This is a genomic window from Neorhizobium petrolearium (genome assembly GCF_017873175.1).
Classification (GTDB): domain Bacteria; phylum Pseudomonadota; class Alphaproteobacteria; order Rhizobiales; family Rhizobiaceae; genus Neorhizobium; species Neorhizobium petrolearium.
In genome coordinates, this window is record NZ_JAGGJW010000012.1 from 102,558 (window position 1) to 128,503 (window position 25,946).

A 25,946-nucleotide genomic window follows, 5' to 3' on the forward strand; every position below is an offset into this window, starting at 1 on the left:
CTGATTCTTCAAGCTGTTCTTCCCGCTCCAACCCGCTTTTCAGACGGAGGCAGGTTTTCCCCATTCGGCGATGGCGATGCCGCAGAGCGCCAGCGCCAGCGCGACGATATGGAAGATCTGCAGGTCCTCGCCGATGATGGCGACTGAGAGCAGCGTGCCGAAGACGGGCACGAGATTGATGAACAGACCCGCCCGGTTGGCGCCGATCTTCCCGACGCCGACGATGTAGAGCACCTGCGCGATGAGCGAGGCGAAAACGGCGGTATAAAGCGCAACGATCCAGCCCGTCGTATCCGGCCAGATCATCCGGCCGCTCGAATATTCCCAGGCGGCCAGCGGTATGCTGAAGAGCATCGCGACAAGGGCCGGCACAGCCATCAAGGTCCGCCAGTTGACCATCGGCCGCCATCTGAGTGCGACCGTATAGATGGCATAACCGACAATCGCGATCATCATGATCGCATCGCCGATGTTCACGGTCAGCGTCCGGAGCGTCTCGAAATCCCCGTGGACGGCGGTAATGAGGCCCCCGATGAATGTCAGCGTGAAGCCGAATACCTGTGCCCAGGAGACCTTCATCCGGAACAGCGCGAAATTCATCACGAAGATCAACATCGGGATGAGCACCTGCTCGACGGTCACGTTGATCGCGGTCGTGTAATTGACGGCCGTGTAGAGCGCGGCGTTGAAGACGACGTAACCCATGACGCCGAGGAAGATGAGAATCGGCAGGTTCTTCCTGACGACCGGCCAGTCCTTCCTGAGCTGCGGCGCAGAGATCGCGAAAATGATGACGGTGGCAATGAACCAGCGCCAGAAGGTCAGCGTCATCGGGCTCACATGGCCGACGGCGAGTTTGCCTGCCACCGCGTTGCCGCCCCAGCACAGGGTTGCTATGACGAGGGCAAGATAGGCTTTTTTATGCAAAACACGTCTCCGGCGCCGGCGGGACCGCGGCGATTTGAGGGCGAGGCGGGAAATAGCGCGGGCCTCGCACTTTTGTCACGTAAAAACCACGGCGGAGTCACAAACAGGTCGCTTTCCTCCGGCCAAGGCATTATAGATGCGCCCGTTTGCAATGCCTGGACGGTTTGCCGTAACAAGCAGTGCAGGAAATCGAAGTGGCGTATCGACCGTTCGTCAATCAAGATTGACTTATGGACGATGCGCGTATGGTTGCGTGGGCTTTGCCCAGATCATAGGAAGCAAAGAATGACGAATGTAGTCGTGGTGGGTTCGCAATGGGGCGACGAAGGCAAGGGCAAGATTGTCGATTGGCTTTCCGAGCGCGCCGATATCGTCGTGCGCTTCCAGGGCGGTCATAACGCCGGCCATACGCTCGTCATCGATGGTGTCAGCTACAAGCTTTCCCTCCTGCCGTCCGGCATCGTGCGGGGCAAACTCAGCGTCATCGGCAACGGCGTCGTGGTCGATCCCCATCACTTCGTGGCCGAGATAGAGAAGCTGCGCGGTCAGGGGGTGGTAGTGACGCCTGACGTGCTGCGCATTGCCGACAATGCGACGCTGATTCTGTCTTTGCATCGCGAACTCGACGCCCTGCGCGAGGATGCCGCTTCCAACAGCGGCACCAAGATCGGCACCACCCGTCGCGGCATCGGCCCGGCCTATGAGGACAAGGTCGGCCGCCGCGCCATCCGCGTCATGGATCTTGCGGACATGGAAACGCTGCCGGGCAAGGTCGATCGTATCCTCACCCACCACAACGCGCTCCGTCGCGGCCTTGGTGAGAAGGAAGTCTCTCACGCCGCGATCATGGAAGAATTGACCTCAGTCGCCGAACGCGTGCTCCCATACCGCGAGACGGTCTGGGAACTGCTTGACAGGGAACGCCGCAAGGGCGCGCGCATCCTTTTCGAAGGTGCGCAGGGCTCGCTGCTCGACATCGACCACGGCACATACCCCTTCGTCACGTCCTCCAATACGGTGGCCGGCCAGGCGGCTGCCGGTTCGGGCATGGGACCGGGTTCGCTCGGCTATATCCTCGGAATCACCAAGGCCTACACGACCCGGGTGGGCGAAGGGCCGTTCCCGACCGAACTCAAGGACGAAATCGGCCAGTTCCTTGGCGAACGGGGACATGAGTTCGGCACGGTGACGGGCCGCAAGCGCCGTTGCGGCTGGTTCGATGCGGCTCTCGTGCGCCAGTCCGTTGCGACCAATGGAATCACCGGCATCGCGCTGACCAAACTCGACGTGCTCGACGGTCTCGACGAACTGAAGATCTGCGTCGGCTACAAGCTGGATGGCGTTGAGATCGACCATCTTCCGGCCAGCCAGGGTGCCCAGGCGCGCGCCGAGCCTATCTACGTCACGCTGGAAGGCTGGAAGGAATCGACGGTTGGCGCCCGCAAATGGGCCGATCTGCCGGCCCAGGCGATCAAATATGTCCGTCAGGTGGAGGAGCTGATCGGTGCGCCTGTCGCGCTTCTTTCCACCAGCCCGGAGCGGGAGGACACCATACTTGTGACCGACCCATTTGAAGATTAAAGTCAAATATTGGTTACCATTCGGCCGGCTTTCGGTCCGGCGATCATGAGAAAGTGCTGATGGCTGATTTTGTTGCGGTGATCCGCCGCGCCGTTGACGGACTGGCGAACAATACGCCGGAGATGCGTGCGAAGGTGTATGACAAGGCTCGTGGTGCCGTGCAGCGGCAACTCGAGAACATGAAGCCGCGGCCGCCGGAAGACATGCTGCGTCGGCAGATGGAGAAGCTCGAAGCCGCGATCACGGAAGTAGAGAGCGAACACACCGAAGCGCTTGAACCTGTCGACGATGCTGCTGCGGTGCCACCGGTCACGGAAGAGGCGCCAGTCGAACAATATGGCGAAGAGCCGGTGACCGAACGGGCGGCAGGGGAGCCAGCGCCGGAAGAGCTCGAAGAGCAGGCCACTCAGCCGGTCGCCGAACATTACGAGGAAGAGCAGCCGGCAGAGGCTTCCGAGCAAGCGCCCGAAACCTACCAGGCCCAGGCCGAGCCGGTTGAGGTCGAGCCGGCACCGGTCCAACAGGACGAGAGCCTTGAGGAGCCGTCGCCGGCCGGCATTCAGGTGGAGCCTGCAACCGAAGAAGCGCCTGTCGAGGAGCCGCCTGCTTTTGATGAAGAGGAGGCCGTCGCTTCCGCATCCGCCGAAGAAGAGCCGGCAGTCCCGAAATACGGCGATTGGCGTGATGACATACCGCCGGAAGAGCCCGTCTCGGAGCCTGCAGCCTACGACCATTCGGAGCCCGTTCAGGCCTCGGGTACTGAGACGCCCGGGTCCGTCATGGGGCAGCCGGAGCCGGCCGAGGATTGGGGCTGGCAGGAGACGTCGGCTCCTGCCCCGAGCCACGGGGCCCATGTCGCTGCCGTTTGGAACGACGTGCCCGAACTCGTTCCGACCGGGCCCGTCGAGCCGATCGACCGGGGGGTAACGGCCGAAGCGGTCGATGCGCATTTCCATCCGGAGACCCATGCTGCGGCCGACACGGTTCGGATGCCTTCGGTTTCCGATCTTCCGGATATTCCACCGCCGCCAACAGGCTCGACGGCAAGTGCCGATCCCTTTGCCGACTATCTTGATCAGAAGCCCAAGGCGGATGTGAAATCAGCCGAAAGTGATCCTTGGGGCGATCTTGAAGAACTCATCGGCTACAACAAGGACGCATCCTCTTTGGCCGCTTCGTCGCAGAGCGCGCTGCATACGGAAGCCGATGCGGATGACCTCATGCCTGCGCCGGCCAGGCCCTACCGGGTCACGCCCGTCCGCAAGCGCAATTATGCCGGCATCATTCTCGCCATCATCGGATTGGCTCTGGTCGGCGCCGGTGGCTATGCCATCTGGCTCAATCGTGATTCGCTGAACGACATGGTCGATGGCTTGATCCAGTCCAGCTCGCCGGGCAGCCAGACGGCAGAGCAGACGCCGACACCGGCGCCTGCCAATCCCACACCAAGCGAGACACCTGCAACGCCGGCACCGGCTCCGCAGAACAACGCGGAGAATTCGCCGGCTCCCACGACGCCGGCGCCGGCAGACGGCTCTTCTGCCGGGACGAAATTCACGCAACGCCTTATGCCGGATGGCAGCGAGGTGGATGGCGGGCCGGGCGATGTTGGCAGCCTGGCGCAGAACGCCGAAGGCCAGTCGGTGGCCCAGCTCAATTCGCCACCCGCAACGCCGGAGCCTGCTGCAACCCCACCGGCATCGAACGCTGCCGCGCCAGCCGGGTCTCCTGCCGCTGAAACCGCTCCGAATGCCGCTGCACCGTCTGCCAATGCGCCAGCGGCAAATCCGGCGGACGTTCCGGCACTGTCGGGCGAGAAGATATTCCTCTACGAGGAGCGGATCGGCCAGACGGCGCCGACGGCAATCGACGGCGCCGTCTCGTGGTCGCTGCAGCGCGAAGCCGGGGCGAACGGCCAGCAGGAGCCGGTCATTCAGGGACGCGTTACGGTGCCGGGAAGGGGACTTAGCGCGCTTGTTACCTTGAAGCGCAACACGGATTCGTCCCTGCCGGCGAGCCACCTGATCGAAATCGTCTTCGCCGTACCGCCGGACTTCGAAGGCGGCGCGATCGACAGCGTGCAGCGCATTGCGATGAAGCAGACCGAACAGGACCGCGGCAACGCCCTGATAGCCGTGCCGGCCAAGATTACCGATGACTTCCATATGATCGCGCTCAACGATTTCCCCGATGCGCGCGCGACCAATCTGGAACTCCTGCGCAGCCGCAACTGGATGGACATTCCGGTCGCCTACCGCAATGGACGTCGGGCCCTGTTCACCCTTCAAAAAGGGCAAGAGGGCGAGCGCGTCTTCAACGAAGCGATCAACGAATGGAACGCGCTGGGCACGGCAACGAGCGGACAGTAAATTTTACCGGCAGCGAATGAATACAGGAAGGCCCGGCGGTTGTGACGCCGGGCCTTCCTGTTTCAAAATCGAAAATTTCCAGCGCGGGATGCTGAAAAGCGTGCACAGGCTACAACCTTGTTTGATACCGGTGGTTCGCAAGGTTTTTCCCCTGGCCTATATATAAAAAAGAAAAGGGGCCGCCGAAGCAGCCCCTTTTTTACGTTCGCTTTATATGGATCAGGCGTCGACGACGCGGAGCGCATTTGCCTGGGCAAGCGCTTCCTTTTGTACGGCTTCCTGCACTTTTTCGAAGGCACGAACCTCGATCTGGCGCACGCGTTCGCGGCTGATGTCGAACTCCGCCGAAAGCTCTTCCAGCGTCACCGGTTCCTCGGAGAGGCGGCGGGCTTCGAAGATGCGGCGTTCGCGGTCGTTCAGGACACCCATGGCCTTTGCCAGCATCCGGCGGCGTGTATCGAGTTCGTCCTGCTCGATCAGCACGTCCTCCTGGCTGTCATGTTCATCCACCAGCCAATCCTGCCATTGGCCGGATTCGCCCTCCGTGGCGCGGATCGGCGCGTTCAGCGACGCGTCACCCGAAAGGCGGCGGTTCATCGAAACCACTTCCTCTTCGGAGACCTTGAGCTTGGTGGCGATTTCCTTGACCTGGTCCGGCTTCAGATCGCCCTCGTCGATCGCCTGGATCCGGCCCTTCAGCCGGCGCAGGTTGAAGAAGAGGCGCTTCTGGTTGGCGGTGGTGCCCATTTTCACGAGCGACCAGGAGCGCAGTATATATTCCTGGATCGAGGCCTTGATCCACCACATGGCATAGGTCGCAAGCCGGAAGCCGCGATCCGGATCGAACTTCTTGACGGCCTGCATGAGACCGACATTGCCCTCGGATACGACTTCGCCGATCGGCAGACCATAACCGCGATAACCCATGGCAATCTTCGCAACGAGACGCAGGTGGCTCGTCACCAGCTTATGGGCCGCATTACGGTCGCCATGTTCGGCATAGCGCTTCGCAAGCATGTATTCCTGCTGGGGTTCCAGCATGGGGAACTTGCGGATTTCATCGAGATAACGGTTGAGGCCGGCTTCGCCGGCGGTAATGGAAGGCAAAGTATTGCGGGCCATAAAGCACCCCTTTCCGATCGTTGTCGGCTCCCTCTCAAGATTTAGCGATACAAGCTGAAGGCGAACCGAATGGCGCGGGTCATTTCCGACCCCGCACCAACCCAGCTAACAAATAAGTGCGGCAGAACCGTGATTCAAGTGATCACGGAGGCGTTATATCATTACATATTGGTAATGATTCCGCTGTCCCTTCTCACCGGTAAACGCGCTCCGAAAAGACGCTCATACCCGACCGCACCATCAATTCATACAGGATTCTCCGGCCCAGCGGATTGTGCAATCTTGCTACTTTTGAACCCAGGAACTGCGTTTCCAAGTGTTCGAACGCGAGCAGGTCCGGAGCTTTTTTGATCACATCACAATAGAACTCATAAAACTGGCTGCGACAGACATAGGTTCTGTACTTCGTCATGCAGAAGGCCGAAAATGTACCCTCCCGTTGCCGCAGGAAATCCGCCAGCCCCACTGTCACCTCCGGCCAGGCCGGATTGAACGTGTCATCGAAGGCGATAATCCCATGGTCGGCGAGACTGTCGGCTGCAAGTCTGCTGTCGGCGGTGACATGATGGAGCATGTGGCCGCCATCGATGCTGAAGAAACGAGCGTACCCGATCTTCCCGACAATCTCGTCCGCCTGAACTCGCGCGCTGTCCCTCCGGATGACCAGGTCTTCATCGATGGGCAGGCCGAGACGCCGGCCATTGTCGATGAAGCGGCTGTATTGCGTCTCCGCTCCGCCCGGCGCCTGCTCGATGTCGAAGAGATCGATCGCCAGTATCCTGCCTCTCTTCCCGCTTATCTTCCTGAAGAGAAAGTAGGTGCGTCCGTAATAGACGCCGATTTCCGCAATGCCTCCGTTCAGCCCTCTTTCCGTCTGCGCCTTCAAAAGGGACAGAAAGACCAGCGCGTCGGGAGGATCGATATATCCCTCGACCGTCTGCAGATCGCGAAAGATGAACTTTCGGATGGTCGAATTCATCCCTTTGGCGCCTTCTCCTCCCAATATCCGCCGTTCGGTGGAAACTAAAACGCTCTATGTTGAAGTTTATTCCGAAGTTTTCGCTTTGATTGGTTTTTGTCACAAATAACATGATAGCAATATCAAATATAAAGTGAAAGTGTGTCTGTTTTTCATCTGGATAGACGAAGTCGATCCCGGCAAAGACGCGCTGGTAGCCAACTCCCTTTTCTTCTCCATTTTGCCCCAGCTCAACGGCAATTCCGTTCCAGCGCATGGGAGGCGCTGCGACGGTAACGACTGTATTCGCCGCTATGGGCCTGGCTGCGTGAGAGGCCGACATCCTTCAATTGGTCGTCGCTTAGTTCCAGCAACGCCAGGCGGTTGCGGCGCTGGCGCAGTTTCCTGCCGATCAGGTCGATCAGCCGTCCGACCATCGATCGCCTGGCTGTCGGTTCCACCGTAGCCGCCTCGTCTGCCGGGAAGGGGGCATCGACGAGGGGCGGCAGTTTTATGGCAAAGTCGCATTGTTCCGAAGCGCGGTCGAAGACCGCCCGGTTCTCATTCCTCATTGTTCGTCTCCTGAAAGGACGCTGGCTGATTGCAGCCGCGATCGGGAGGCGGGCGGTTGGTGCGCCCGCCTCCTTGCGTTATTTATCGGCGGTCTGAACGGCCCGGGTCGCAGCTTCCGCTTCCCGGAGCGCCACCGCGCATTCCTCGCAGCAGACCTCGACCGTCCTGCCGCCGATTTTCACCGCGATCCGCGTCGCATCGAGCTCGCAGTCGCAGGCCGCACAGGTATTCTCTTTCATGGCGTTATCTCCCGGTATTGAGTTTACGGGATAAGAAAAACACCTCGCGGGATTTCCCGCTGTCAGAATCTTTAGCGATTTTCTAAGGCTCCTTGTTCTTGCGTAATTCCGGACGGAAAACCGCGGCACACTTTCCCGGAATTGCTTTACCTGAGGCCGGCGAAGCGCTGGAATTCCGCCGGTGTACGGCCATAGGCCTGCCGGAAGGCGGAAGAGAAATGGCTATGGCTCGAAAAGCCGAGTTCGAGACCAAGCTGGGTCAGATCGTCGTAGCTGCCAAGCAGGTCGAGCGCACGGGCAAGCCTGAGGCGCAACTGGTAGCGGTAGAGCGGCGTGCCTTCCACCTGCTGGAAGACCTGGGTGAGGTAGACGGGCGAAACACCTGCCTCCCGGGCGATGTCGGCAAGTGTCCAGCGGCGTGCGAGATCGGAGGAGAGTGCAAGCTTTGCCCGGTCTACCAGCTTCTGGCGTCCGGCGCTGGCAGTTGCCGCGCGCGCCGTGCGTTCGCCGACAGCCCTGCGCACCAGCGTCATGGCGAGCGTCTCTCCCTCCAGCGTTTCGGCCGTGCCGCGCATCAGGCTATGGCGCAGCAGGGCAACGAGCGCCTGTGCACGGGCATCGATCCGAAGCCGCTGTTTGTTGAAGACGAAGCGCGAACCCCTGGAGTTGCGATGCGCTTTCGGCACCAGTTCCTCCAGCATTGGTTCGGGCACGTCCATGCTGAGGCAGGAATCGCCGCCTTCGACCGGATGGCTGATCTGATAGGCCTGATCGCAGTTGAAGAAGAGCACCTGATTGGCTTCCGCCACTGTATCATCGCGGCCGACATGGCGCATGAACACGCCGCGATAGGGAAAGACGAGGCTGGTCGCATGCGAGCATTCCTCGCCGCTCCGGTGACGGCAGTCGCCGTTGCACACGACATCGCGGACTTTGATCAAGTCCGTATCAAGAAGTCTCGTGACCGCAAACTGGCTCATCGGTGCCTCTGACTATCGCCGGCCAATATAGACTTTGCCGGGCGTTGCAACCACCCGATTCATGCGCTTCGGCTCATTGCAGGCGACTTGATGCATCACGGCGAATTTTCTTCTGTCTCATAATAGAAAAGGTCATGTGAATCCCGCCACATCTTGCGCAGGGCGGCGCTTTGCCCATTGAACCGTAGGTCGAGCGGTTCACATTCCTCGATACGGTCATGGCGGAAGTGGCGAAAATCCTGGCGCAGTTCGCAGAACCCGGCCAGCAGGATGCCGTCGATATAATAGATGATGGCGAGGGGGCAGACGATGCGTTGCGTCAAGTTGCCGACACCGTCGCGATAACGGAGCTCAAGCTTGCGTTCCTCTCGGATGGCTCGGCGCAGCAGCCGCAAGTCGAATGCCGGATCCGGGATAGCATGCCACGAAGAAACGAAGAGATGCGTCTGAGTGGTTGACGGCTCGGAGGACGGCAGGACTTCGCCGATCTTCGCCATTGCGGTTGCGCCCGCTTCCTCAAGGCTATGGTCCCCGGTCCGGGCAATCAGCGACAGGCCGACGGTGATCGCCTCCATCTCCTCTGGTGTGAACATCAGGGGAGGGAGGTCGAAACCGCGCCGCATCACATAGCCGATGCCCGCCGCGCCTTCGATCGGCACGCGCGTCGCCTGCAAGGCGGCGATGTCCCGGTAGACCGTGCGTTTCGTCACCTCCAGCCGCGCGGCTATCGCCTCTGCCGTCAGCGGCGAGCTGGACGTGCGCAGCATCTGGATGATCTCGAACATGCGGCCCGATCGCGCCATTGCGGCACTCCCTCGAAATTCCGGCCAATTGAACATTGCTGACAGACAGTTGTCAGCACCGATCTGATAGTTCTCGCCCCGATTTAGCAGCTTCAGGCAGACCCATGAAATTTTCGCCATATATAACCGGTCTGATCGTCGTTCTCTTTTCCTCCGTCGTCCTCAGCACGGCGGGTCTGATGACGCGGCTGGTCGCGCTCGACAGCGCGACGATCCTCGTTTGGCGCGGCATCGCCGGCGGTACAGCACTGTTCTTCTTCCTTTTGATCATCGCGCCGCGGCGTGGCTTTCATGCGCTCCCTCGTCCGGGCCGACCCGGGCTGGCGATTTGCATCGCCTCTGGCGTCGGCATGGTGCTGTTCATCACAGCGCTGCAGGAGACAAGTGTCGCGCATGTCTCGATCATTTTCGCGACATGTCCCTTCGTATCCGCGGGCCTTGGCTTTGCCTTGCTGGGCGAGCGGCCGGGGCGGAGTGCGCTGGTGGCGAGCCTTGCCGCGATGGCCGGGGTGATCGTCATGGTCGGGACGGGGGAGGCCGGCGGCCTCCTCGGCGATCTTCTGGCCTTCGGAATGACGGTTTGCGTGGCGCTGATGACGGTGCTGATGCGGCGCTACCCGGATCAGCCGGTTCTTATCACGGCGGGGCTTGCCGCTCTCCTCAGCGCCGTTCTCTCCCTGCCGTTTGCCGCGCCCCTTGCCGCCTCGCTGCAGGATATCGCGATCATCTCGCTTTTCGGTATTCTTGGTTTTGCGCTCGGCATCGGTCTTCTCCTATACGGCGCCCGGCTGCTGCCGCCGGTCGAGACGGCATTGATCGGGTCGCTCGATGCGCCGCTCGCGCCCTTCTGGGTCTGGCTCTTCCTCGGAGAGAGGCTGGACGAGGCGACGCTGCTTGGCGGAAGCGTGGTGATGGCAGCGGTTCTTCTCCACGTGCTTTTTGACCTGCGGCGGCGGGAGGCGATGACCGGGGCGGCCTAGCGGAGGGCGCCGATCAGCTCTTGCATATCTTCCGGCATGGGGGCTTCGAATTCCATCACCTCGCCCGTGCGTGGGTGTTCGAAAACCAGCAGATAGGCATGCAGCGCCTGGCGCGGAAAGCGGTTGACGATGCTCTTCGCCGGTTCTGGCAGAAGGTTGGCTTTCGTCCTGAAGCCCGCCGAATAATCCGGATCGCCGATCAAAGGATTGCCGATATGGGCCATGTGGACGCGAATCTGGTGCGTGCGACCGGTTTCCAGCCGACATTCGATCAGCGAGGCAAGCGCGGTGGCATCCGGCTTCTCGTGGAAGCGCTCGATCACTTCGTAATGAGTGACGGCTTCGCGCGCATCCTCACTGTCCTCGCGCTTCACGGCACGCTTGGTGCGGTCGGCGCCGGAGCGGCCGAGCGGTGCGTCGATCGTACCCCGGAGCTGTTTGGGCCGACCCCAGACGACTGCTTGGTAGGCGCGCTCCAGCGGCCCCGACCGGCCATGGTCGGCGAACTGCTCGGCAAGATGTCGGTGAGCGATGTCGTTCTTGGCGACGATCATGACACCGCTCGTATCCTTGTCGAGGCGGTGGACGATGCCGGGGCGCCTGACGCCACCGATGCCGGAAAGGCTCCTTCCGCAATGGTGGATCAGCGCGTTGACCAGCGTACCGGTCCAGTTGCCGGCGCCGGGGTGGACGACGAGGCCGGCGGGTTTGGCAATGACGATCAGGTCGTCGTCCTCGTAGAGCACGTCGAGCGGGATGTTCTCGCCCTTGGGTTCCGGATCTTCCGGTTCTGGAAGTTCGATTTCCACCTTGTCGCCGACTGCGATCTTCTTTTTCGGCTCGGTGACCGGCTTGCCGTTCAGGAGGACCGCGCCCTGCTCGATCAGGCTCTTGATGCGGCTCCGCGAAAATTCGCCCTCCAGCGCGGACGTCAGCCAGGCATCCAGCCGCCCTTCGGCCTCTTCTCCGGCGGTGAGGACTTTCCTCTGGCGCTCTATCTCGTTAAAGGGATCGTTCATTCAATCATTCCGATAGCAATCCAGACAAGGACGCCCCCATGCCCCAACCCGATGTCGAGGAACAGGAAGAGCCGCTTGATCCGGCAATGGAGAGAATCCGCCGGAAGATGGTGCTCCTGCAGCTCGTTTCGGGCGGGATATTGTTCGTCTGCTTTATGGCTGTCCTCGCGGCGGTTGTCTACAAGGTCTCGCAGCGACCCGATGCGCCGGTGCAGTCCGCCTCGACGGGCAGCTTCTCAGTGCCGGCCGGACAACCGCTTGCTGCAACCGCCGAGCTGCCAGCCGGCTTTTCGGTCCAGTCGGTATCCCTCTCCGGCAGCCAGATTCTGTTCTACGGTCTGCTTGACGGCGACCGGAAGGCCTTCGTCTTTGATCTTGCCGCTGGCCGCATCGTCGCCGACGTGACGGTGGCGATCCCGCAATAATGGAACCGATCCGCATCCATGATGCAGATGACCCGCGGATCACCGAATTCCGGTCCATCCGCGAGCGTGACCTGACAGGGCGGGAAGGGCGGTTCATCGCCGAGGGCACGGTGGTGCTGAGAATGCTCGCCGCTGCGCACCGGGCGGGCGGGGATTTTTGCGCGGAGAAAATCCTGCTGCTTGAAAACCGTGTGACCGGGCTTACCGATATCCTTGCCGATTTTCCGGAGGATATGCCGGTTTATGTCGCCACCGGTGCCGTGCTCGATCGGATCGCGGGTTTCCACCTCCATCGGGGCGTGCTGGCGCTCGGACGGCGCAAACCGGAGAGAGCCATCACCGAACTGATTGCCGATCTGCCGAAAAAGGCGCTGGTGGTTGCTGCCTTCGGCATTTCCAACCACGACAATATCGGCTCGATCTTCCGCAATGCCGCCGCTTTCGGCGCGGATGCCGTGTTGCTCGATCAGGGTTGTTGCGACCCGCTTTACCGTAAGGCGCTGCGAGTCTCGGTGGGCGCGGTGCTGTCGGTGCCCTATGCGAGAAGCGGAACGGCATCCGACATTCTTACGGTGCTGACGGAGAAAGACTTTGCCATATGGGGGCTTTCGCCGAGAGGCGGCGTGGAAATCTGTAACGTCCCGGCCTCTGATCGCATGGCGCTGATCACCGGTACGGAGGGCGAGGGGCTGTCGCAGGACGTCCTGTCGCGCATCCAGACGGCGCGGATCGCCCAGGCGCCCGGCCTTGACAGCCTGAACGCGGCGACCGCGACCGGAATTGCGCTTTACGAAATCGCCATGGCACAGGGCCGGCTTTAGGTGTCAGTAAAGATGGGATGACTATCCTCGAAGGAGGCGTGTCAGGTCGTGCCTTCCTGGATGGCAGCGAGCGCGCGCTTGGATTTGGCGGCCAGGCTCTCCCGGTTGCCACTTCCCGACTTTCCGGACAGGATCTTATGAATCGGGGAAGAGGGACCTTCAACGGCGGCCGTCAGCGCAACCATATTCGCGGCGATCGAGGCGAGTTCCTGGCGGATCGCTTCCTCGTTGCCGCCGGCGTCATTGTGCAGGCGTTCCGATAGCGCGGTGGCGCGATTGCGCGTTTCCTCTGCTATTTCCGCGATCTGCGTATCGTCACCGGCTTCTTCGGAAATCCGGGCTTGCCTAGGCGTTGACGTATGGGGCAGGTTGCGCACGGTGACGTCCTCTGGGGCTATCTTCTTTCTCGGCACCGCCGCCTTCATGCCCGGTTGTACGGTTGTCGAATCGCGAAGGGCGCGGCTTGCCTCCCGAGCCTCGGCGTTGGCCGCCTTGAGCTTTTCCCTGAGCCGGCCGATCTCGGCCAAGCGGCGCTCCAGCGCATGTTCCTTATCAGCACGGTCGGCGATTTCTCGTGCCAGCTTGTCTTCGAGCCTCTGGACCCGGTGTTCCTCCTGGGCCAGTCGGGTTTCGGCGTCCTTGGCACGGGCGGTCTGCAGCCGCAAGTCGTTGCGCAGCGTGTCGCGTTCATCACGGAGCGCCGTGACGCGGAACTTCAGGTTCTCCACCTCTGTATCGCGGGTGGAAAGGTCGATGCGGAAATTATCGGCTTCGGTCATCAGCCGGAATTGGCGTTGCTGCAGGTTCTCGATTTCCCGATCCTTGGCAGCGGCGGCTTCCTCTGCAGCTTCAACCGCGGCCTTCAACTGCCGGATATGGCTATCTTCCTGACGCAGTCGCGAGCGCGCCTCGGCCGCCTCGACATCCATGTTCTCGACCTGCGAACGCAGATCGGCAGCCTCGCTCTGCAGGCGCTTGGCTTCTTCGATGAGGGTATCGTTCCTGAGCTGCAGCCCTAAGGCCTTCTCCCGCTCCTGCACCAGCTCCTGCCTGGTACGGGCATTCTCGGCCGCATAGGCGGCGCGCGCCATATCGCGCTGGGCGCGCACTTCCTGTGGACTGATCGGCAGCGTCGCCCTGATGCGGTTTTCCGTATAACGCACGATACGCCCGTGGATTGCCGGCGCGACCAACATGGCGATAAGGGCGGCGCTCAGGAACCCCAAGCCGAACAGAAGAACAAATTCGATCACGACAATGCCGTTTCGCGAGCTGGATGGTACTGCGCGCTTTGTTTAAGCACGAGCGCATGCGGCCGGCAAGCGCCGATAAAGGGGGCCGGCCAGCTGATTGCCTTGATGACGTTCATGGAAAATCCCTCCGGGGTCCGGAGGGACAATGCTCACTCTCAGAACGGGTTCCAGGTCGGCGCGCGGGTGAGCTTCAGATATCCGACATTGATGCCGAGGCGGGCGCCGATGCCGGTGCGGATCGGCACCAGGATCACGTTGTTGTTCCGCAGCACGGTCATGCCGACACCGGCGACCACGAAAGCCGAGCCGGAAACTCCGCCGAAGCGCGCATAAAGAGCGTCAACGGAAGGAAGGTCATAGACTAGCATCATGGCGCGCGTGCCTTGTCCGCCGTAATCGATGCCGAGCGACGGCCCCTGCCAGAAGACCGGATGTTGACCGGCATTCTTGGTGTAGAGTTCGCCTTCGCCGTAGGTGAGGCCGGCGATGAAGGCACCCGAACCCTCTTGCCCAAGAATGTATCCGTTCGGCAGGCCGTATTTCTGGAAGGCATTCTCAACGACCTTCGCCAGCCCGCCGCTGGCGGAGCCGAAGAAACTGTGACCGGCGTCGACGATCTCCTGAGCCGAATACTGATTGGAGCCCTGCTGGGCAAAGACGGGGCCGGCGTAGAATAGCGCGGCTGCAATCACGGCAAACACCATCGAGGCGAACCGGGCGAGGGCTGTAGATGTGCGGATGCGCATTGTCAGATCCATTATTGTATCGTCCAGAGCCTGCCTCATGCATCATGCTTAAGGCTTGGCTATTTTGCGGCGATGGTCTTAACAATCGGTTTACCAAATATGGTGTCATTATGGCCTAAGAATATTGCACCATCTCTGCGCAATCTTGATGTGACAGAAGGAGATCGGGCAATTCGCACAAGCAGGAGACCTACATGCCGAAGAATCCGAATCTCACCCTTAGCGGGCCAGATCTTGCGGCACTTCTGTGTAGCCGCGTGTGCCATGATGTGATTTCTCCGGTTGGCGCGATCAACAACGGTCTCGAACTGCTTGACGAGGGTGCGGCCGACGCCGACGCGCTCGATCTTATCCGCACATCGGCTCTCAACGCTTCGGTGCGTCTCAGATTCGCACGTCTCGCCTTCGGGGCTTCCGGCTCCGTCGGTGCTTCGATCGATACGGGCGAGGCCGAAAAGGCCGCAAAGGATTATGCCGTCGCCGAAAAGAAGACCGAGGTTACCTGGAGCGGTCCGCGGGCGATTATCGCGAAGAACCGCGTCAAGCTGCTTCTCAACCTCTTCCTGGTCGCTTATGCGGGTATTCCGCGCGGCGGTTCGGTCGAAGTCACGCTGGAGAATCCGGAATACGACGCGAGGTTCACCATTACGGTGAAGGGCCGGATGATGCGCGTGCCGGCGAAATTTGTCGAGATCGCCACAGGCACGCTGGAAGAGCCGATCGATGCTCATTCGATCCAGCCCTATTACACGGTGCTGCTTGCGGAAGAATGCGGCATGGATCTGAAATATGTGGTCTCGGAAGACAAGATCGTCTTCATCGCCGAAGCTGTGGCTGCCTGAGACGATTCGGCACGGGTTGCGCCTTTAGGTAACCATTCATTAGTGTCGTACCCCTAATGATAGATATCTGGCCCTGAACGGGCGGATTAGCATCAAGGGGAGCAAGATGCAGCGTTTGATGATTGCCGATGAGTCGGACATCGTCCGCAAGGTCGGCAAACGCATTCTTTCCGAATTGGGCTTTCTCGTAGCCGAGGCCGGCAGCATGCGCGAAGCCATCACGGGTTGCCATGCGGAACTCCCCAACTTCCTGATCGTCGATGCAGCGCTCGAAGGCGCGCTCGACCTCATTGCCGCCGTTCGCGCCATGCCGAACGGTAAGAGCGTGCGCATCTTCTACTGCGTCATCGAGGCGGATCTGAGAAAGATGATGGTCGGTAAACGCGCCGGCGCGGACGATTTCCTGCTGAAACCCTTCGATCGCAAGATCCTGACCTCTGTCTTTTCGGGTCTGGCGCAGGCGGCGTAACTGCCAGAACTGATCCTGATCCGACCTAGCCGATTGGCTGCGGTTTTTCGTTCACCTCCTTTGCGCGATCAAAACAAAACGCCCGCCAGGAGTGTCTGGCGGGCGTTTCGAAATAGGATATTTTGTTGGGAGATCAGGCGATTTCGGCGTAGTCGTTGCCATCCGGCTCGCGCAGCACATAGCCGCGGCCCCAGACGGTTTCGATGTAATTGGCGCCGCCCGCAGCGTTGGCAAGCTTCTTGCGCAGCTTGCAGATGAAGACATCGATGATCTTCAATTCCGGCTCGTCCATGCCGCCATAGAGATGGTTGAGGAACATTTCCTTGGTGAGCGTGGTACCCTTGCGGAGCGAAAGCAGCTCCAACATCTGATACTCCTTGCCCGTCAGGTGGACACGCTGGCCGCCGACTTCGACGGTCTTGGCGTCAAGGTTCACGATCAGCTCGCCGGTGATGATGATCGACTGGGCATGGCCCTTCGAGCGGCGGACGATCGCGTGAATGCGGGCGACCAGTTCGTCCTTGTGGAACGGCTTGGTCATGTAGTCGTCGGCGCCGAAACCCAGGCCGCGAACCTTGTCTTCGATGCCAGCCATGCCGGACAGAATGAGGATCGGCGTTTTGACCTTGGAGAGCCTCAGCGTACGAAGCACTTCGTAACCAGACATGTCTGGGAGATTCAGGTCGAGGAGAATGATGTCGTAGTCATAGAGCTTGCCGAGATCGACGCCCTCTTCACCGAGGTCGGTGGTATATACATTGAAGCTTTCCGATTTCAGCATCAGCTCGATGCTCTGGGCAGTCGCGCTGTCATCTTCGATGAGTAGAACCCGCATATTTTTCCCCTTTACCGCCGCGTAAGGTACCTTCTCGCCCCCTTACTCGTTACGGATCCAGACTGTGCCTGATTTGGAAGCTGCCACCAAATGGTTAACAAATTATGATTCCCTCTGGCAAGGTACATCAATTCGTTAAGTAAAATTAGTAGCCGCCTGATTTTCTTAGGGATTGGCCATCACCAAGATTGAATCGACGGATGAGGAAATTCCGCCAAGTGATTCATTCGACTCGCACATTGTCGAAGCCAATTTAGGCCTTGGTATTTACCGACCCTTAAACGATCGGGATTATCATTAATGATGCCTGTAAACGAAAGGTTAACGCGGCGGCGAATTTATTAACGCCGCGCATATTTTTTGATCCGGAGTGTAACAAGCCGGATAAACAGGCCTGGGTCTCGCTATCCACGGAGTATTGCGTATGAAGTCGCGTGACAGCCTAGTTCGCCTGAAGGGATTTCAGGTTAATGAGAAGCGCCGCCAGCTGCAGCAGCTGCAGATGATGATGGCCGAATTCGAGCGGATGGCCAAGGAGCTCGAACACCAGATCACTCTCGAAGAGAAGAAGACCGGTATTGTCGATCCGAATCACTTCGCCTATCCGACCTTCGCGAAGGCCGCCCGGCAGCGGGCAGACAACCTCCAGGTTTCGATTCGCGAGTTGAAGGTTCAGCAGGAAAGTGCGGAACTGGCGCTCGAGGAAGCGGAGGCGGAACTCGCCAAGGCATCGGCGCTCGAAGAGCGTGATGGTGGAATGCGCGCCCGAGCCTAAGAACACCGGGCGGCGTAGTACGGAATATTTCAAATGCGGGGCGGCGCTTTGGCGCCTGCGCCCGATTTGCGTTTTAGCGCGTTTGCCAACGTCTGCGCGCGCGACCTTCCCCCCTATTGGAGAATATCCTGCCAATCCGGATGGCGCTCCACCTGGCTCTTGAAGAAAGGGCAAAGGGGGATGATCTTCCAGCCGCCCTTGCGGGCGTCCTCTACCGCGTGCAGGGCCAATGCCTGACCGACACCCTTGCCGCGCAGCCCGTCCGGCACGCCGGTGTGGTCGATGATGATGAGCCGAGGGGAAGCCCGCGAATAGGTCATTTCCGCGTAGTAGCCGTCGACCTCTGCGACATAGCGCCCGCCGGATTGTGTTTCTTCATGCCTGATATTCATGATCATCCCGCTTTCTCGTGGTACGGGATGATGTAATACGGGACAACGGGCCGGAGAGAAATAGCCAGGCAGCGTCTCTACGGGTTACCGCACTGTCAACCGGAGGAAAACGATGAGCTTGGTGCGGCTGCTTCTTCTTCTGCTTGCCGCAATTTTCCTGGCGCTGGGGCTTATCCTGCCGATCATCCGTCTCGAGCGGCTTTATTTCTTTACTGAAACGCCGTCACTGGTCGAACTCGTTGCGGCGCTCTTTCAGACCGGAGATACGGGGCTGGCGCTGTTGGTCGGGTTGTTTTCGATCGTCTTCCCGATCGTCAAGCTGACCGGGCTTGCGATACAGCTTTCAGGCCGGGTTGACGAGGTGGGTCTTTTCCGCCGCGCGATGCCGCATCTTTCGAAGTGGTCGATGATGGATGTAATGCTTGTGGCAATCGTGATCTTCGCGGCGAAGACCAGTGGGCTGGCAGTCGCGGTCTCTCAGCCGGGGCTTTGGTTTTATGCCGCGTCGACTGTGATTGCCGGACTTTTGCCGTCTCTCGCCCGGATCGGTCGGGAAGTTGACGGCGGCACAAATTGAAAAGTGCCGTTGCGTCTCCTGCAGCGGCACTTTGTTCTATACGGGCGGTTTACCGTGAATTCGTGCTTGGGCTAATGCAATTCCAAGGGGAAAACCCAGTCCGGCTTTCCGGAATTGTCCCTAGTGGCGATACTGCTGAATGCGCGTGGTGCGAAGACCGGCCAAGCCATGGTCGTTGATGGAGGATTGCCAGGACAGGAATTCCTCGACGGTGAGGGTGTAACGCTCGCAGGCTTCTTCCAAGCTCAACAGGCCACCACGAACCGCGGCAACAACCTCTGCCTTTCTCCGGATAACCCAGCGGCGCGTATTGGCCGGCGGAAGATCGGCGATCGTCAAAGGGCTGCCATCGGGACCGATGACATATTTTACTCGGGGACGTATCATTTCGGTCATTGGACTCTCTACACAACACAAGACCACTTCCGCGAGCCTAGCTCTGCAGTTTTAACATTTGACTAAACAGGTCGCGGCATTTGTTCAAAGCTTGCTGATGATCCACCTTGCGTGTTCTCGGGCAGAGGGGAGAACGCGTTCCTCTCCGAGGATGGAAGACGCCGAATGGTTGCCCGTTCAAACCTGCAGCCGGAAAATCTTGGAATTAGAAGCCTTTACCGCCCTTAAGTTCGACGAGAACCGTGCCGAACATGATGCGCAGATCGAGCAGGATCGAGAAATTGTCGATGTAGTGGAGGTCGCAGGCGATGCGGGCGCGCGCCTTGCCGGGGCGATCCGTGGGACCGCGATGACCGCGCATCTGTGCCAAACCGGTCATGCCAGGCCTTACCGAATGGCGGCGATGATAGTCCGAAACCAGATCTTCATAAGGAATGCCGGCGGCCAACATGCCGATCGCATGGCAGCGGGGGCCGACCAGCGACATGTCGCCTTTCAGGACATTCAGGAGCTGTGGAAGCTCATCGATATTGGTCTTGCGGATGACGGCACCGACACGGGTAATGCGCGGATCGTCCTTGATCGTCTGGGCCACCCCTGCCGTATCGCCCAGATCGGTGCGCATGGAGCGAAACTTGTAGACTCGGATCTTGCGGCAGTCCTTGCCCGAGCGGACTTGCGTGAAGAGGGCTGGTCCAGGACTGTCGAGCCGGATCAGAAGCGCCACCACCGCCATCAGCGGCAGGAGCATGACCAAGGCCGTCAGCGAGACACCGATGTCGAGCGCCCGTTTGACGATAAGCTGCATTCGGGTGTCATCGCGCTGTCCGCAGGGCGCGCTCACTCCCTGAGCGCCCGGCACCAGTGATGCTATATTCCTGCCATTGACCGGCTTATAGGCGGTATCGTTATGCAGATCAGAGACGCTCAAACTGGTCACCCGCATTTACCCCGCAGCCCCCTGTCGGTCAGTGTTGTTACTTAATATAACACCTTGTCGCGGGAGTCATCAGTCAAGTTAATGTCTGGTTAACGATAAAAGATAAGCTTTGCTGCGTTGCGGTATTAAAGCATTGTCAAATATAACTCTGTTTTTCCTGCTCCAAGCTCCAGTTGCGCGGTGCCGGCATGCCCTAAAGTAATAAAATCGCCCGCTGAGAAGAAAAAAAATTCCACTGGCAGACTGCATTTGTGCTCCTCCAGCAACACCGTTCATGAAAATGAGATTCTGCTCGCTGTTCAGCATCAGAGTGGTGGTGTGGCCGGACGAGGTCAGTACGGCGACATTGAGGGCGAGAAGATAGAGGCCCGGTGAAGGGACGGTCACGCAATTACCGCCGCCGGGCGCTGCTGCGCCGAGTGTGAAGCCGCCCTGATTGAGGGCGAGTGTCGTGAAGCCGCTCTGCTGGCCGGCGGTCGGCGAGAAGCTGGTACCGGTTCGATGGGCGCGGACGGCCGGCTGGTTTGGCCGAGAGACGTGACCGGCGGAGGAGATCGAAAGTCCCGTCTTCCAGACGCTGCCGTCGCTGATCTTGATCGAGAACGCGTCGCTGCCCGCAAGTCCCATTTCCGCATATCCGGTCCAGTTGGTTTGGAAGAGCAGGGAAGCCGTATCGCCGGTTGCGGCCTTGTTGACCTTTATCTGATGCCCGTTGCCTGCGTGATTGAAGAGGCTGGCGGGAGAGGAGAGGGCAAACCGGTTCGCGCCATCCGGCGAGGCGCTGATGCCGAGTTCATCGAAGCTGCCGCTCGCCGGCAGGGGTATGTCCTGCCAGGTGGTGCCGGAAAAAACCTTCAGCCCGGCGGGCTCCGAGAAACAGGCATGCCAGCCTGCCTTCGGTTCGGCAAAAGCCCAGTACCCGTCCTGCCAGATGGCGACTTTCCCTTCTTTACCGATCCAGGCACCCGCCGGCGCGGCCGCGACCAGGTAGCAGACGCCCTCAGCAGGCGAGACGGGCGGAACTGCCTGTTCGGCCGTGATCGTCAGATGTACCAGCGCGTCGAGCTTCAACAGCGCCTCATTGCGGGTCACGTGTTTCTACGCCTGCGAAGGCAGGATGAAGGGCATTTTCAGGTTGGCAGTCGTCTCGGCCATGGCTCGCTCCGTTCTCAATCGGCGCCAAGTTTAGAGCCCGTGGGAAAAGCGGGGAGACGAAAGTAGCCAAACTTTTGATAAGGCTGGAGCGGCGCGCCAGAAATATGCCCGGCAAGGTAGGCGCCTTACCTCGATCTGCAACAACTGCTGCCGGGATTTGCTCTCGTCGCAATCAGAGCCCTGCATGTCCTGATTGCGCTTGTCCTTTCTCTCGCATATGCGAATGTGTGGCCGCAATGAACGGGACAGGTGCATGCGCTATTCGGCATATTCCATCTTGAAGCAGGCGCTTTCGGGCAACCGGCTGTGGAAGCCGGCCTGGCGCGAGCCGCAACCGAAACCGCATTACGACGTGATCATCGTTGGCGGCGGCGGACATGGTCTTGCGACGGCCTATTATCTCGCCAAGGAATTCGGCATCACCAATGTGGCGGTGCTGGAGAAGGGCTATCTGGGCTCCGGTAATGTCGGCCGCAACACGACGATCATCCGTTCCAATTACCTGCTCGAGGGCAATAATCCTTTCTATGAGTTTTCTCTGAAGCTCTGGGAAGGACTGGAGCAGGATTTCAATTACAATGCGATGGTCTCGCAGCGCGGCATCGTCAATCTTTTCCATTCGGACGGACAGCGCGACGAATATGCCCGCCGCGGCAACGGCATGCGTATGCACGGGGTCGATGCGGAACTGCTGGATCGTGACCAGGTCCGCAAGATGATGCCCTATCTCAACTTCGATCATGCGCGCTTCCCGATCCTCGGCGGGCTCTACCAGAAACGCGGAGGCACTGTGCGGCATGACGCGGTCGCCTGGGGGTACGCGCGCGGTGCCGATCAAAGAGGCGTCGACATCGTTCAACATTGCGAGGTCATCGGCATCCGCCGCGACAACGGCCGTGTAACCGGTGTCGAAACGACCAAGGGTTTCATCGGTTGCGACAGGCTGGCGCTCGCCGCTGCCGGCAACACCACGACGGTCGGGCACATGGCAGATCTCGAACTGCCGATCGAGACGCATGTGTTGCAGGCCTTCGTCTCCGAAGGGCTAAAGCCAGTGATCGACAATGTCATCACCTATGGGGCCGGACACTTCTATATATCGCAATCGGACAAGGGCGGGCTGGTCTTCGGCGCCGAGATCGACTTCTATTCCTCCTATGCCCAGCGCGGCAATCTGCAGACCGTCGAACATACGATGGAGGAGGGCGTGTCGCTGATCCCCGGTCTTTCCCGCGCCAAGGTGCTCAGAAGCTGGGGCGGTGTGATGGACATGTCGATGGACGGCTCGCCGATCATCGACCGCACGCCGATCGACAACCTATATCTGAACTGCGGCTGGTGTTACGGCGGCTTCAAGGCGACGCCCGCTTCCGGTTTCTGCTTTGCCCACCTGATCGCGAAGAACGAGACGCACCATGTCTCGCGCTTCATGCGCCTCGACCGGTTCGAGCGCGGTTACACGATCGACGAGGCGGGCAAGGGGCCGCAGCCGAACCTTCACTGAGACATCCCCATCGAGAAAACCCAATGGCAAGCCTGATTACCTGTCCGCATTGCGGTACGAGACCGAAGGAAGAGTTTTCCATCCGGGGTGCTGCCGCGCCGAAGCGCCCCTCTGCCACGGCGAAGGACGAGGACTGGCACCGATACGTCTATGTCCGCGACAATCCCAAGGGACGTTACCAGGAATATTGGCACCATGTGGCCGGCTGTCGTCGTTTCCTGGTGGTCGATCGCGACAACCTCACCCATGAGGTCTTCGGCGTGACCGATGCTTCCGACTTCGAACGGGCGAGGACGGCCGGATGACATCCTATCGGCTCGCTGCCGGCGGCGCGGTCAATCGCGGCCAGTTGCTCAATTTCACCTTCGACGGCCGTACCTTCAGGGGATTCGAGGGGGATACGCTTGCGTCGGCGCTGCTTGCCAACGACCAGATGCTGATGGCCCGCAGCTTCAAGTATCACCGGCCGCGCGGGGTGGTGACGGCGGGGTCTGCCGAGCCGAGCGCGTTGCTGACGGTAGGCAACGGCGCCCGCCGCGAACCGAATGCCCGTGCGACGGTGGTCGAGCTCTACAACGGGCTCGTGGCCGCAAGCCAGAACCGCTGGCCATCGCTGAAGCACGATTTCGGGACGATCAACAATCTCCTCTCGCCCTTTCTTGGCGCCGGCTTCTACTACAAGACTTTCATGTGGCCGGCGCCTTTCTGGGAAAGGCTTTACGAACCGCTGATCCGACGCGCTGCTGGCCTCGGCAAGGTCGCCATGCAGGCCGATCCTGATCGTTATGAGAAATCCTGGGCGCATTGCGATCTGCTCGTCATCGGCGCCGGGCCGGCCGGGCTGATGGCGGCGCTTGCCGCCGGTCGTGCCGGAGCGCGCGTCATCCTGGCGGATGAAGGCTTCAGGCTTGGCGGATCGTTGCTCGGCGAAAGCGCTTCCGTCGGCGGGATGCCCGCGGCGGACTTCGCCGGCACGGTGATCGAGGAACTTGCCGCGCTGCCGAACGTGACGCTGATGCCGCGTACGACCGTATTCGGTTGGTATGACGACATGGTGTTCGGGGCGGTCGAGCGGGTGCAGAAGCATGTCGCTTCGCCGTCGCCGGACCTTGCCGTTGAGCGCCTCTGGCGCATCGTCGCCAAGCGCGCGATCCTCGCCTCCGGCGCGGAGGAACGGCCGCTGGTCTTCGGCGGTAATGACAAGCCCGGCGTGATGACTGCGGCGGCGGCGCGGACCTATCTCAATCGCTACGGCGTTGCCGTTGGGAGCAGAGTTGCCGTCTTCACCAACGGCGGCTCCGGCTATCGCACGGCAGCCGATCTCGTCGCCAGGGGCGTGGACGTCACGGCGATCATCGATGCCCGGCCGCAGTCCGCCGACCCGATGCCGGAAGGCGTGCGCGTGGTCCGCAACGGCTCGGTCGTCGCCACCAAGGGCCGGCATCGCATCGATGGGCTAATTGCCGAACGCTCCGGGTTTGAGGAGGTGATTGCGTGCGATGCGCTGGCCATGTCCGGCGGCTGGTCTCCCGTCGTTCACCTGATGTGCCAGCGCGGCGCAAAGCCCGTCTGGTCGGACGAAAAACAGGCATTCCTTGCTCCGGATATCGGAAAAGCTTTCCTTGCGGCTGGCTCGGCTGCTGGATTCGACCGGATTTCCGACTGTCTGAAGGACGGGGCTAACAAGGCGAGCGCGCTTCTCCGCGACCTCGGCTTTGCGGCCTACGAGGCTGATATTCCCGACGTCGAAGGCGAATACGATCCATCCTTCGCGCCGCTCTGGTACGTGCCGGGTGCGAAGGACAAGGCCTTCGTCGATTTCCAGAACGACGTGCATGTGGGCGATCTCGGGCTCGCACAGCGCGAAGGTTTCCGCCATATCGAACACACCAAGCGCTACACGACGGCGGGAATGGCGACCGATCAGGGCAAGCTCGGCAATGTCAACGCAGCGGGGATCGTGGCCGGCATGCGCGGCGTCTCACCTGCCGAGATCGGCACCACCACCTTCCGGCCGTTCTACACGCCGGTTTCCTTCGGCGCGCTGGCCGGCACGGTGCGGGCCGAACATGCCGCGCCGGTCCGCACGTCACCGTTGCACAACTGGGCCAGGAAGAACGGTGCCGCTTTCGTGGAATCCGGCCTCTGGTACCGCTCCGCATGGTTTTCCAGGGAGGGAGAGAAAAGCTGGCGCGAAAGCGTAGACCGCGAGGTTCTGAACGTCCGCGCCAATGTCGGGCTCTGCGACGTCTCGACCCTCGGTAAGATCGAAATCTTTGGGAGGGGCGCGGCCGAACTCCTTGATCGCGTCTATTCCAACAGCTTCCTGAAACTGCCGGTCGGCAAGGCGCGCTACGGCCTGATGCTGCGGGAGGACGGCATCGTCTTCGACGACGGAACGACGAGCCGGCTTTCCGAAAACCACTATGTCATGACCACCACGACGGCCTATGCCGCCGAGGTGCTTGCCCATCTGGAATTTTCCGCCCAGACCTTCTGGCCCGAACTCGACGTGCGTTTCGTTTCCTCGACGGACCAGTGGGCGCAGATGTCGCTTGCTGGTCCCAAAAGTCGCACCGTCATGAGCCGGATCGTTCAGGACGATATTTCCGATGACGCCTTTCCGTTCCTTGCGGCTCGTGAGGTGGTGCTGCGGGGCGGGCTGCAGGCGCGGCTCTTCCGCATCTCCTTTTCAGGCGAACTCGCCTACGAGCTTGCGGTGCCGGCGGGTTATGGCGAGGCTGTCGCCGATGCAATCATGGAGGCGGGAAGGGACGAGGGCATCTGCGCTTACGGCGTCGAGGCCTTGAACGTGCTCCGCCTCGAGAAGGGGCATGTCACCCATAGTGAACTCGAAGGCCGCACGACCGCAGATGATGTCGGGCTCGGCCGCATGATGGCGATGCAGAAGCCCGATTTCATCGGCAAGCGCCTTTCGATGCGATTCGGGCTCACCGCCGCCGACCGGCTGCAGCTTGTCGGTCTGAAGGCCGTCGAGGCAGACAAGGAGATCAAGGCCGGCGCGCATCTGCTGAAGGACCAGGCAAAACCATCGCTTGCCAACGACCAGGGATTCGTATCCTCCGCCTGTTTCTCGCCGTCCCTCGGCCATCATATCGCGCTCGCCATGCTGAAATCCGGCCGCGAGCGTTTCGGCGAGCGGATCCTCGTCTGGGACGGTTTGCGCGGCTCGGAGGTGATGGCGGAAGTCTGTTCGCCGGTCTTCGTCGATCCCGATAACCTGAAACTCCATCTCTGAGGGCGG

General features: G+C 60.5%; 27 protein-coding genes. 12 read left to right on the forward strand and 15 right to left on the reverse strand.

Going from position 1 to position 25,946, the window contains the following annotated elements; genetic code table 11:
• Nucleotides 1-39: 39 nt before the first annotated feature.
• Nucleotides 40-927: a DMT family transporter gene (locus J2046_RS22435; protein ID WP_210055725.1), complete on the reverse strand. Its 888-nt coding sequence runs from the start codon at nucleotides 925-927 to the stop codon at nucleotides 40-42.
• A gap of 285 nt (nucleotides 928-1,212) precedes the next feature.
• Here J2046_RS22435 and J2046_RS22440 point away from each other — a divergent pair, with 285 nt between their 5' ends.
• Nucleotides 1,213-2,508, forward strand: a complete 1,296-nt coding sequence (locus J2046_RS22440; RefSeq protein WP_210055727.1) for an adenylosuccinate synthase — start codon at nucleotides 1,213-1,215, stop codon at nucleotides 2,506-2,508.
• A 59-nt stretch (nucleotides 2,509-2,567) separates the two neighbouring features.
• Nucleotides 2,568-4,877 (forward strand): hypothetical protein, encoded by a 2,310-nt coding sequence (locus tag J2046_RS22445; protein WP_210055729.1) that lies wholly within the window; start codon nucleotides 2,568-2,570, stop codon nucleotides 4,875-4,877.
• Between the two features lie 219 nt (nucleotides 4,878-5,096).
• Here the strand turns inward: J2046_RS22445 and rpoH are convergent, their stop codons facing one another.
• From rpoH to J2046_RS22475, 6 genes are all read right to left on the reverse strand, one after another.
• Nucleotides 5,097-5,999: an RNA polymerase sigma factor RpoH gene (rpoH, locus tag J2046_RS22450; protein WP_037149163.1), complete on the reverse strand. Its 903-nt coding sequence runs from the start codon at nucleotides 5,997-5,999 to the stop codon at nucleotides 5,097-5,099.
• Nucleotides 6,000-6,192: 193 nt separating this feature from the next.
• Nucleotides 6,193-6,978 carry a class I SAM-dependent methyltransferase gene (locus J2046_RS22455; RefSeq protein ID WP_210055731.1) on the reverse strand — a complete coding sequence of 262 codons (786 nt, stop codon included), beginning with the start codon at nucleotides 6,976-6,978 and terminating at the stop codon, nucleotides 6,193-6,195.
• Between the two features lie 230 nt (nucleotides 6,979-7,208).
• Complete coding sequence (locus tag J2046_RS22460; protein ID WP_411828540.1) at nucleotides 7,209-7,529, reverse strand: DUF1127 domain-containing protein; 321 nt, start codon at nucleotides 7,527-7,529, stop codon at nucleotides 7,209-7,211.
• A 78-nt stretch (nucleotides 7,530-7,607) separates the two neighbouring features.
• Nucleotides 7,608-7,769, reverse strand: coding sequence for a hypothetical protein (locus J2046_RS22465; RefSeq protein WP_200883934.1), 162 nt, complete (start codon nucleotides 7,767-7,769; stop codon nucleotides 7,608-7,610).
• Between the two features lie 146 nt (nucleotides 7,770-7,915).
• A complete protein-coding gene (locus J2046_RS22470; RefSeq protein WP_210055733.1) occupies nucleotides 7,916-8,749 on the reverse strand; it encodes a helix-turn-helix domain-containing protein in 834 nt (277 codons plus the stop codon).
• 95 nt (nucleotides 8,750-8,844) lie between these two features.
• The gene (locus J2046_RS22475) at nucleotides 8,845-9,552 is read right to left on the reverse strand and encodes a helix-turn-helix transcriptional regulator (RefSeq protein ID WP_210055735.1); all 708 of its coding nucleotides are present in this window, start codon (nucleotides 9,550-9,552) and stop codon (nucleotides 8,845-8,847) included.
• A gap of 104 nt (nucleotides 9,553-9,656) precedes the next feature.
• On the opposite strand from J2046_RS22475, the gene J2046_RS22480 reads away from it, so the two are divergent.
• Entirely contained in the window at nucleotides 9,657-10,532 is an 876-nt protein-coding gene (locus J2046_RS22480; RefSeq protein WP_210055737.1) for a DMT family transporter, read from the forward strand.
• Here J2046_RS22480 and J2046_RS22485 read toward each other — a convergent pair.
• Nucleotides 10,529-11,551, reverse strand: a complete 1,023-nt coding sequence (locus J2046_RS22485) for an RluA family pseudouridine synthase (RefSeq protein WP_210055739.1) — start codon at nucleotides 11,549-11,551, stop codon at nucleotides 10,529-10,531. The two genes, J2046_RS22480 and J2046_RS22485, sit on opposite strands and share 4 nt — an antisense overlap.
• Before the next feature lie 38 nt (nucleotides 11,552-11,589).
• Between J2046_RS22485 and J2046_RS22490 the strand changes: the two genes are divergently transcribed.
• Entirely contained in the window at nucleotides 11,590-11,976 is a 387-nt protein-coding gene (locus J2046_RS22490) for a hypothetical protein (RefSeq protein ID WP_210055740.1), read from the forward strand.
• Nucleotides 11,976-12,797, forward strand: coding sequence for a TrmH family RNA methyltransferase (locus J2046_RS22495; protein WP_210055742.1), 822 nt, complete (start codon nucleotides 11,976-11,978; stop codon nucleotides 12,795-12,797). The genes J2046_RS22490 and J2046_RS22495 overlap by 1 nt, the downstream gene beginning before the upstream one ends.
• Nucleotides 12,798-12,838: 41 nt before the next feature.
• Here the strand turns inward: J2046_RS22495 and J2046_RS22500 are convergent, their stop codons facing one another.
• Both J2046_RS22500 and J2046_RS22505 read right to left on the reverse strand, forming a co-directional pair.
• Nucleotides 12,839-14,050: a coiled-coil domain-containing protein gene (locus J2046_RS22500; RefSeq protein ID WP_210055744.1), complete on the reverse strand. Its 1,212-nt coding sequence runs from the start codon at nucleotides 14,048-14,050 to the stop codon at nucleotides 12,839-12,841.
• Between the two features lie 155 nt (nucleotides 14,051-14,205).
• On the reverse strand, nucleotides 14,206-14,754 hold the full coding sequence (locus J2046_RS22505) for a DUF1134 domain-containing protein (RefSeq protein WP_411828543.1): 549 nt from the start codon (nucleotides 14,752-14,754) through the stop codon (nucleotides 14,206-14,208).
• A gap of 236 nt (nucleotides 14,755-14,990) precedes the next feature.
• On the opposite strand from J2046_RS22505, the gene chpT reads away from it, so the two are divergent.
• Together chpT and J2046_RS22515 are read left to right on the forward strand one after the other, a co-directional pair.
• Entirely contained in the window at nucleotides 14,991-15,638 is a 648-nt protein-coding gene (gene chpT, locus J2046_RS22510; protein WP_210055746.1) for a histidine phosphotransferase ChpT, read from the forward strand.
• Nucleotides 15,639-15,744: 106 nt separating this feature from the next.
• Nucleotides 15,745-16,107, forward strand: coding sequence for a response regulator (locus tag J2046_RS22515; protein ID WP_037149191.1), 363 nt, complete (start codon nucleotides 15,745-15,747; stop codon nucleotides 16,105-16,107).
• Between the two features lie 133 nt (nucleotides 16,108-16,240).
• Here J2046_RS22515 and ctrA read toward each other — a convergent pair whose 3' ends face one another.
• Complete coding sequence (gene ctrA, locus J2046_RS22520; protein WP_037149192.1) at nucleotides 16,241-16,942, reverse strand: response regulator transcription factor CtrA; 702 nt, start codon at nucleotides 16,940-16,942, stop codon at nucleotides 16,241-16,243.
• 424 nt (nucleotides 16,943-17,366) lie between these two features.
• On the opposite strand from ctrA, the gene J2046_RS22525 reads away from it, so the two are divergent.
• Complete coding sequence (locus tag J2046_RS22525; RefSeq protein ID WP_210055748.1) at nucleotides 17,367-17,717, forward strand: flagellar export protein FliJ; 351 nt, start codon at nucleotides 17,367-17,369, stop codon at nucleotides 17,715-17,717.
• Between the two features lie 113 nt (nucleotides 17,718-17,830).
• Here the strand turns inward: J2046_RS22525 and J2046_RS22530 are convergent, their stop codons facing one another.
• The gene (locus J2046_RS22530; RefSeq protein ID WP_210055749.1) at nucleotides 17,831-18,109 is read right to left on the reverse strand and encodes a GNAT family N-acetyltransferase; all 279 of its coding nucleotides are present in this window, start codon (nucleotides 18,107-18,109) and stop codon (nucleotides 17,831-17,833) included.
• A 112-nt stretch (nucleotides 18,110-18,221) separates the two neighbouring features.
• On the opposite strand from J2046_RS22530, the gene J2046_RS22535 reads away from it, so the two are divergent.
• Nucleotides 18,222-18,686, forward strand: coding sequence for a paraquat-inducible protein A (locus tag J2046_RS22535; protein ID WP_210055751.1), 465 nt, complete (start codon nucleotides 18,222-18,224; stop codon nucleotides 18,684-18,686).
• Between the two features lie 120 nt (nucleotides 18,687-18,806).
• Here J2046_RS22535 and sciP read toward each other — a convergent pair whose 3' ends face one another.
• From sciP to J2046_RS22550, 3 genes are all read right to left on the reverse strand, one after another.
• Nucleotides 18,807-19,082 (reverse strand): CtrA inhibitor SciP, encoded by a 276-nt coding sequence (gene sciP / locus J2046_RS22540; RefSeq protein WP_018327815.1) that lies wholly within the window; start codon nucleotides 19,080-19,082, stop codon nucleotides 18,807-18,809.
• A 205-nt stretch (nucleotides 19,083-19,287) separates the two neighbouring features.
• Complete coding sequence (locus J2046_RS22545; protein WP_411828544.1) at nucleotides 19,288-19,944, reverse strand: sugar transferase; 657 nt, start codon at nucleotides 19,942-19,944, stop codon at nucleotides 19,288-19,290.
• 156 nt (nucleotides 19,945-20,100) lie between these two features.
• Nucleotides 20,101-21,093 carry a DUF2793 domain-containing protein gene (locus tag J2046_RS22550; protein ID WP_210055753.1) on the reverse strand — a complete coding sequence of 331 codons (993 nt, stop codon included), beginning with the start codon at nucleotides 21,091-21,093 and terminating at the stop codon, nucleotides 20,101-20,103.
• A 337-nt stretch (nucleotides 21,094-21,430) separates the two neighbouring features.
• On the opposite strand from J2046_RS22550, the gene J2046_RS22555 reads away from it, so the two are divergent.
• From J2046_RS22555 to J2046_RS22565, 3 genes are read left to right on the forward strand one after another with little or no spacing between them, the layout of a single operon-like run.
• On the forward strand, nucleotides 21,431-22,681 hold the full coding sequence (locus J2046_RS22555; protein ID WP_210055755.1) for a sarcosine oxidase subunit beta family protein: 1,251 nt from the start codon (nucleotides 21,431-21,433) through the stop codon (nucleotides 22,679-22,681).
• Between the two features lie 23 nt (nucleotides 22,682-22,704).
• On the forward strand, nucleotides 22,705-22,986 hold the full coding sequence (locus J2046_RS22560; protein WP_210055756.1) for a sarcosine oxidase subunit delta: 282 nt from the start codon (nucleotides 22,705-22,707) through the stop codon (nucleotides 22,984-22,986).
• On the forward strand, nucleotides 22,983-25,940 hold the full coding sequence (locus tag J2046_RS22565) for a sarcosine oxidase subunit alpha family protein (RefSeq protein ID WP_210055757.1): 2,958 nt from the start codon (nucleotides 22,983-22,985) through the stop codon (nucleotides 25,938-25,940). Before J2046_RS22560 ends, J2046_RS22565 begins: the two co-directional genes overlap by 4 nt.
• Nucleotides 25,941-25,946: the final 6 nt, after the last annotated feature.

Excerpts from the sequence above, each read along its gene's own strand:
- ctrA (WP_037149192.1), bottom strand. The coding sequence starts at position 16,942 with ATGCGGGTTCTACTCATCGAAGATGACAGCGCGACTGCCCAGAGCATC.
- J2046_RS22475 (WP_210055735.1), bottom strand. The coding sequence starts at position 9,552 with ATGGCGCGATCGGGCCGCATGTTCGAGATCATCCAGATGCTGCGCACG.
- J2046_RS22440 (WP_210055727.1), top strand. The coding sequence starts at position 1,213 with ATGACGAATGTAGTCGTGGTGGGTTCGCAATGGGGCGACGAAGGCAAG.
- chpT (WP_210055746.1), top strand. The coding sequence starts at position 14,991 with ATGCCGAAGAATCCGAATCTCACCCTTAGCGGGCCAGATCTTGCGGCA.
- J2046_RS22445 (WP_210055729.1), top strand. The coding sequence starts at position 2,568 with ATGGCTGATTTTGTTGCGGTGATCCGCCGCGCCGTTGACGGACTGGCG.
- J2046_RS22480 (WP_210055737.1), top strand. The coding sequence starts at position 9,657 with ATGAAATTTTCGCCATATATAACCGGTCTGATCGTCGTTCTCTTTTCC.
- J2046_RS22455 (WP_210055731.1), bottom strand. The coding sequence starts at position 6,978 with ATGAATTCGACCATCCGAAAGTTCATCTTTCGCGATCTGCAGACGGTC.
- J2046_RS22525 (WP_210055748.1), top strand. The coding sequence starts at position 17,367 with ATGAAGTCGCGTGACAGCCTAGTTCGCCTGAAGGGATTTCAGGTTAAT.
- J2046_RS22460 (WP_411828540.1), bottom strand. The coding sequence starts at position 7,529 with ATGAGGAATGAGAACCGGGCGGTCTTCGACCGCGCTTCGGAACAATGC.
- J2046_RS22505 (WP_411828543.1), bottom strand. The coding sequence starts at position 14,754 with ATGGTGTTTGCCGTGATTGCAGCCGCGCTATTCTACGCCGGCCCCGTC.
- sciP (WP_018327815.1), bottom strand. The coding sequence starts at position 19,082 with ATGACCGAAATGATACGTCCCCGAGTAAAATATGTCATCGGTCCCGAT.
- J2046_RS22495 (WP_210055742.1), top strand. The coding sequence starts at position 11,976 with ATGGAACCGATCCGCATCCATGATGCAGATGACCCGCGGATCACCGAA.
- J2046_RS22530 (WP_210055749.1), bottom strand. The coding sequence starts at position 18,109 with ATGAATATCAGGCATGAAGAAACACAATCCGGCGGGCGCTATGTCGCA.
- J2046_RS22465 (WP_200883934.1), bottom strand. The coding sequence starts at position 7,769 with ATGAAAGAGAATACCTGTGCGGCCTGCGACTGCGAGCTCGATGCGACG.
- J2046_RS22490 (WP_210055740.1), top strand. The coding sequence starts at position 11,590 with ATGCCCCAACCCGATGTCGAGGAACAGGAAGAGCCGCTTGATCCGGCA.
- J2046_RS22560 (WP_210055756.1), top strand. The coding sequence starts at position 22,705 with ATGGCAAGCCTGATTACCTGTCCGCATTGCGGTACGAGACCGAAGGAA.
- J2046_RS22555 (WP_210055755.1), top strand. The coding sequence starts at position 21,431 with ATGCGCTATTCGGCATATTCCATCTTGAAGCAGGCGCTTTCGGGCAAC.
- J2046_RS22470 (WP_210055733.1), bottom strand. The coding sequence starts at position 8,749 with ATGAGCCAGTTTGCGGTCACGAGACTTCTTGATACGGACTTGATCAAA.
- rpoH (WP_037149163.1), bottom strand. The coding sequence starts at position 5,999 with ATGGCCCGCAATACTTTGCCTTCCATTACCGCCGGCGAAGCCGGCCTC.
- J2046_RS22565 (WP_210055757.1), top strand. The coding sequence starts at position 22,983 with ATGACATCCTATCGGCTCGCTGCCGGCGGCGCGGTCAATCGCGGCCAG.
- J2046_RS22535 (WP_210055751.1), top strand. The coding sequence starts at position 18,222 with ATGAGCTTGGTGCGGCTGCTTCTTCTTCTGCTTGCCGCAATTTTCCTG.
- J2046_RS22485 (WP_210055739.1), bottom strand. The coding sequence starts at position 11,551 with ATGAACGATCCCTTTAACGAGATAGAGCGCCAGAGGAAAGTCCTCACC.
- J2046_RS22515 (WP_037149191.1), top strand. The coding sequence starts at position 15,745 with ATGCAGCGTTTGATGATTGCCGATGAGTCGGACATCGTCCGCAAGGTC.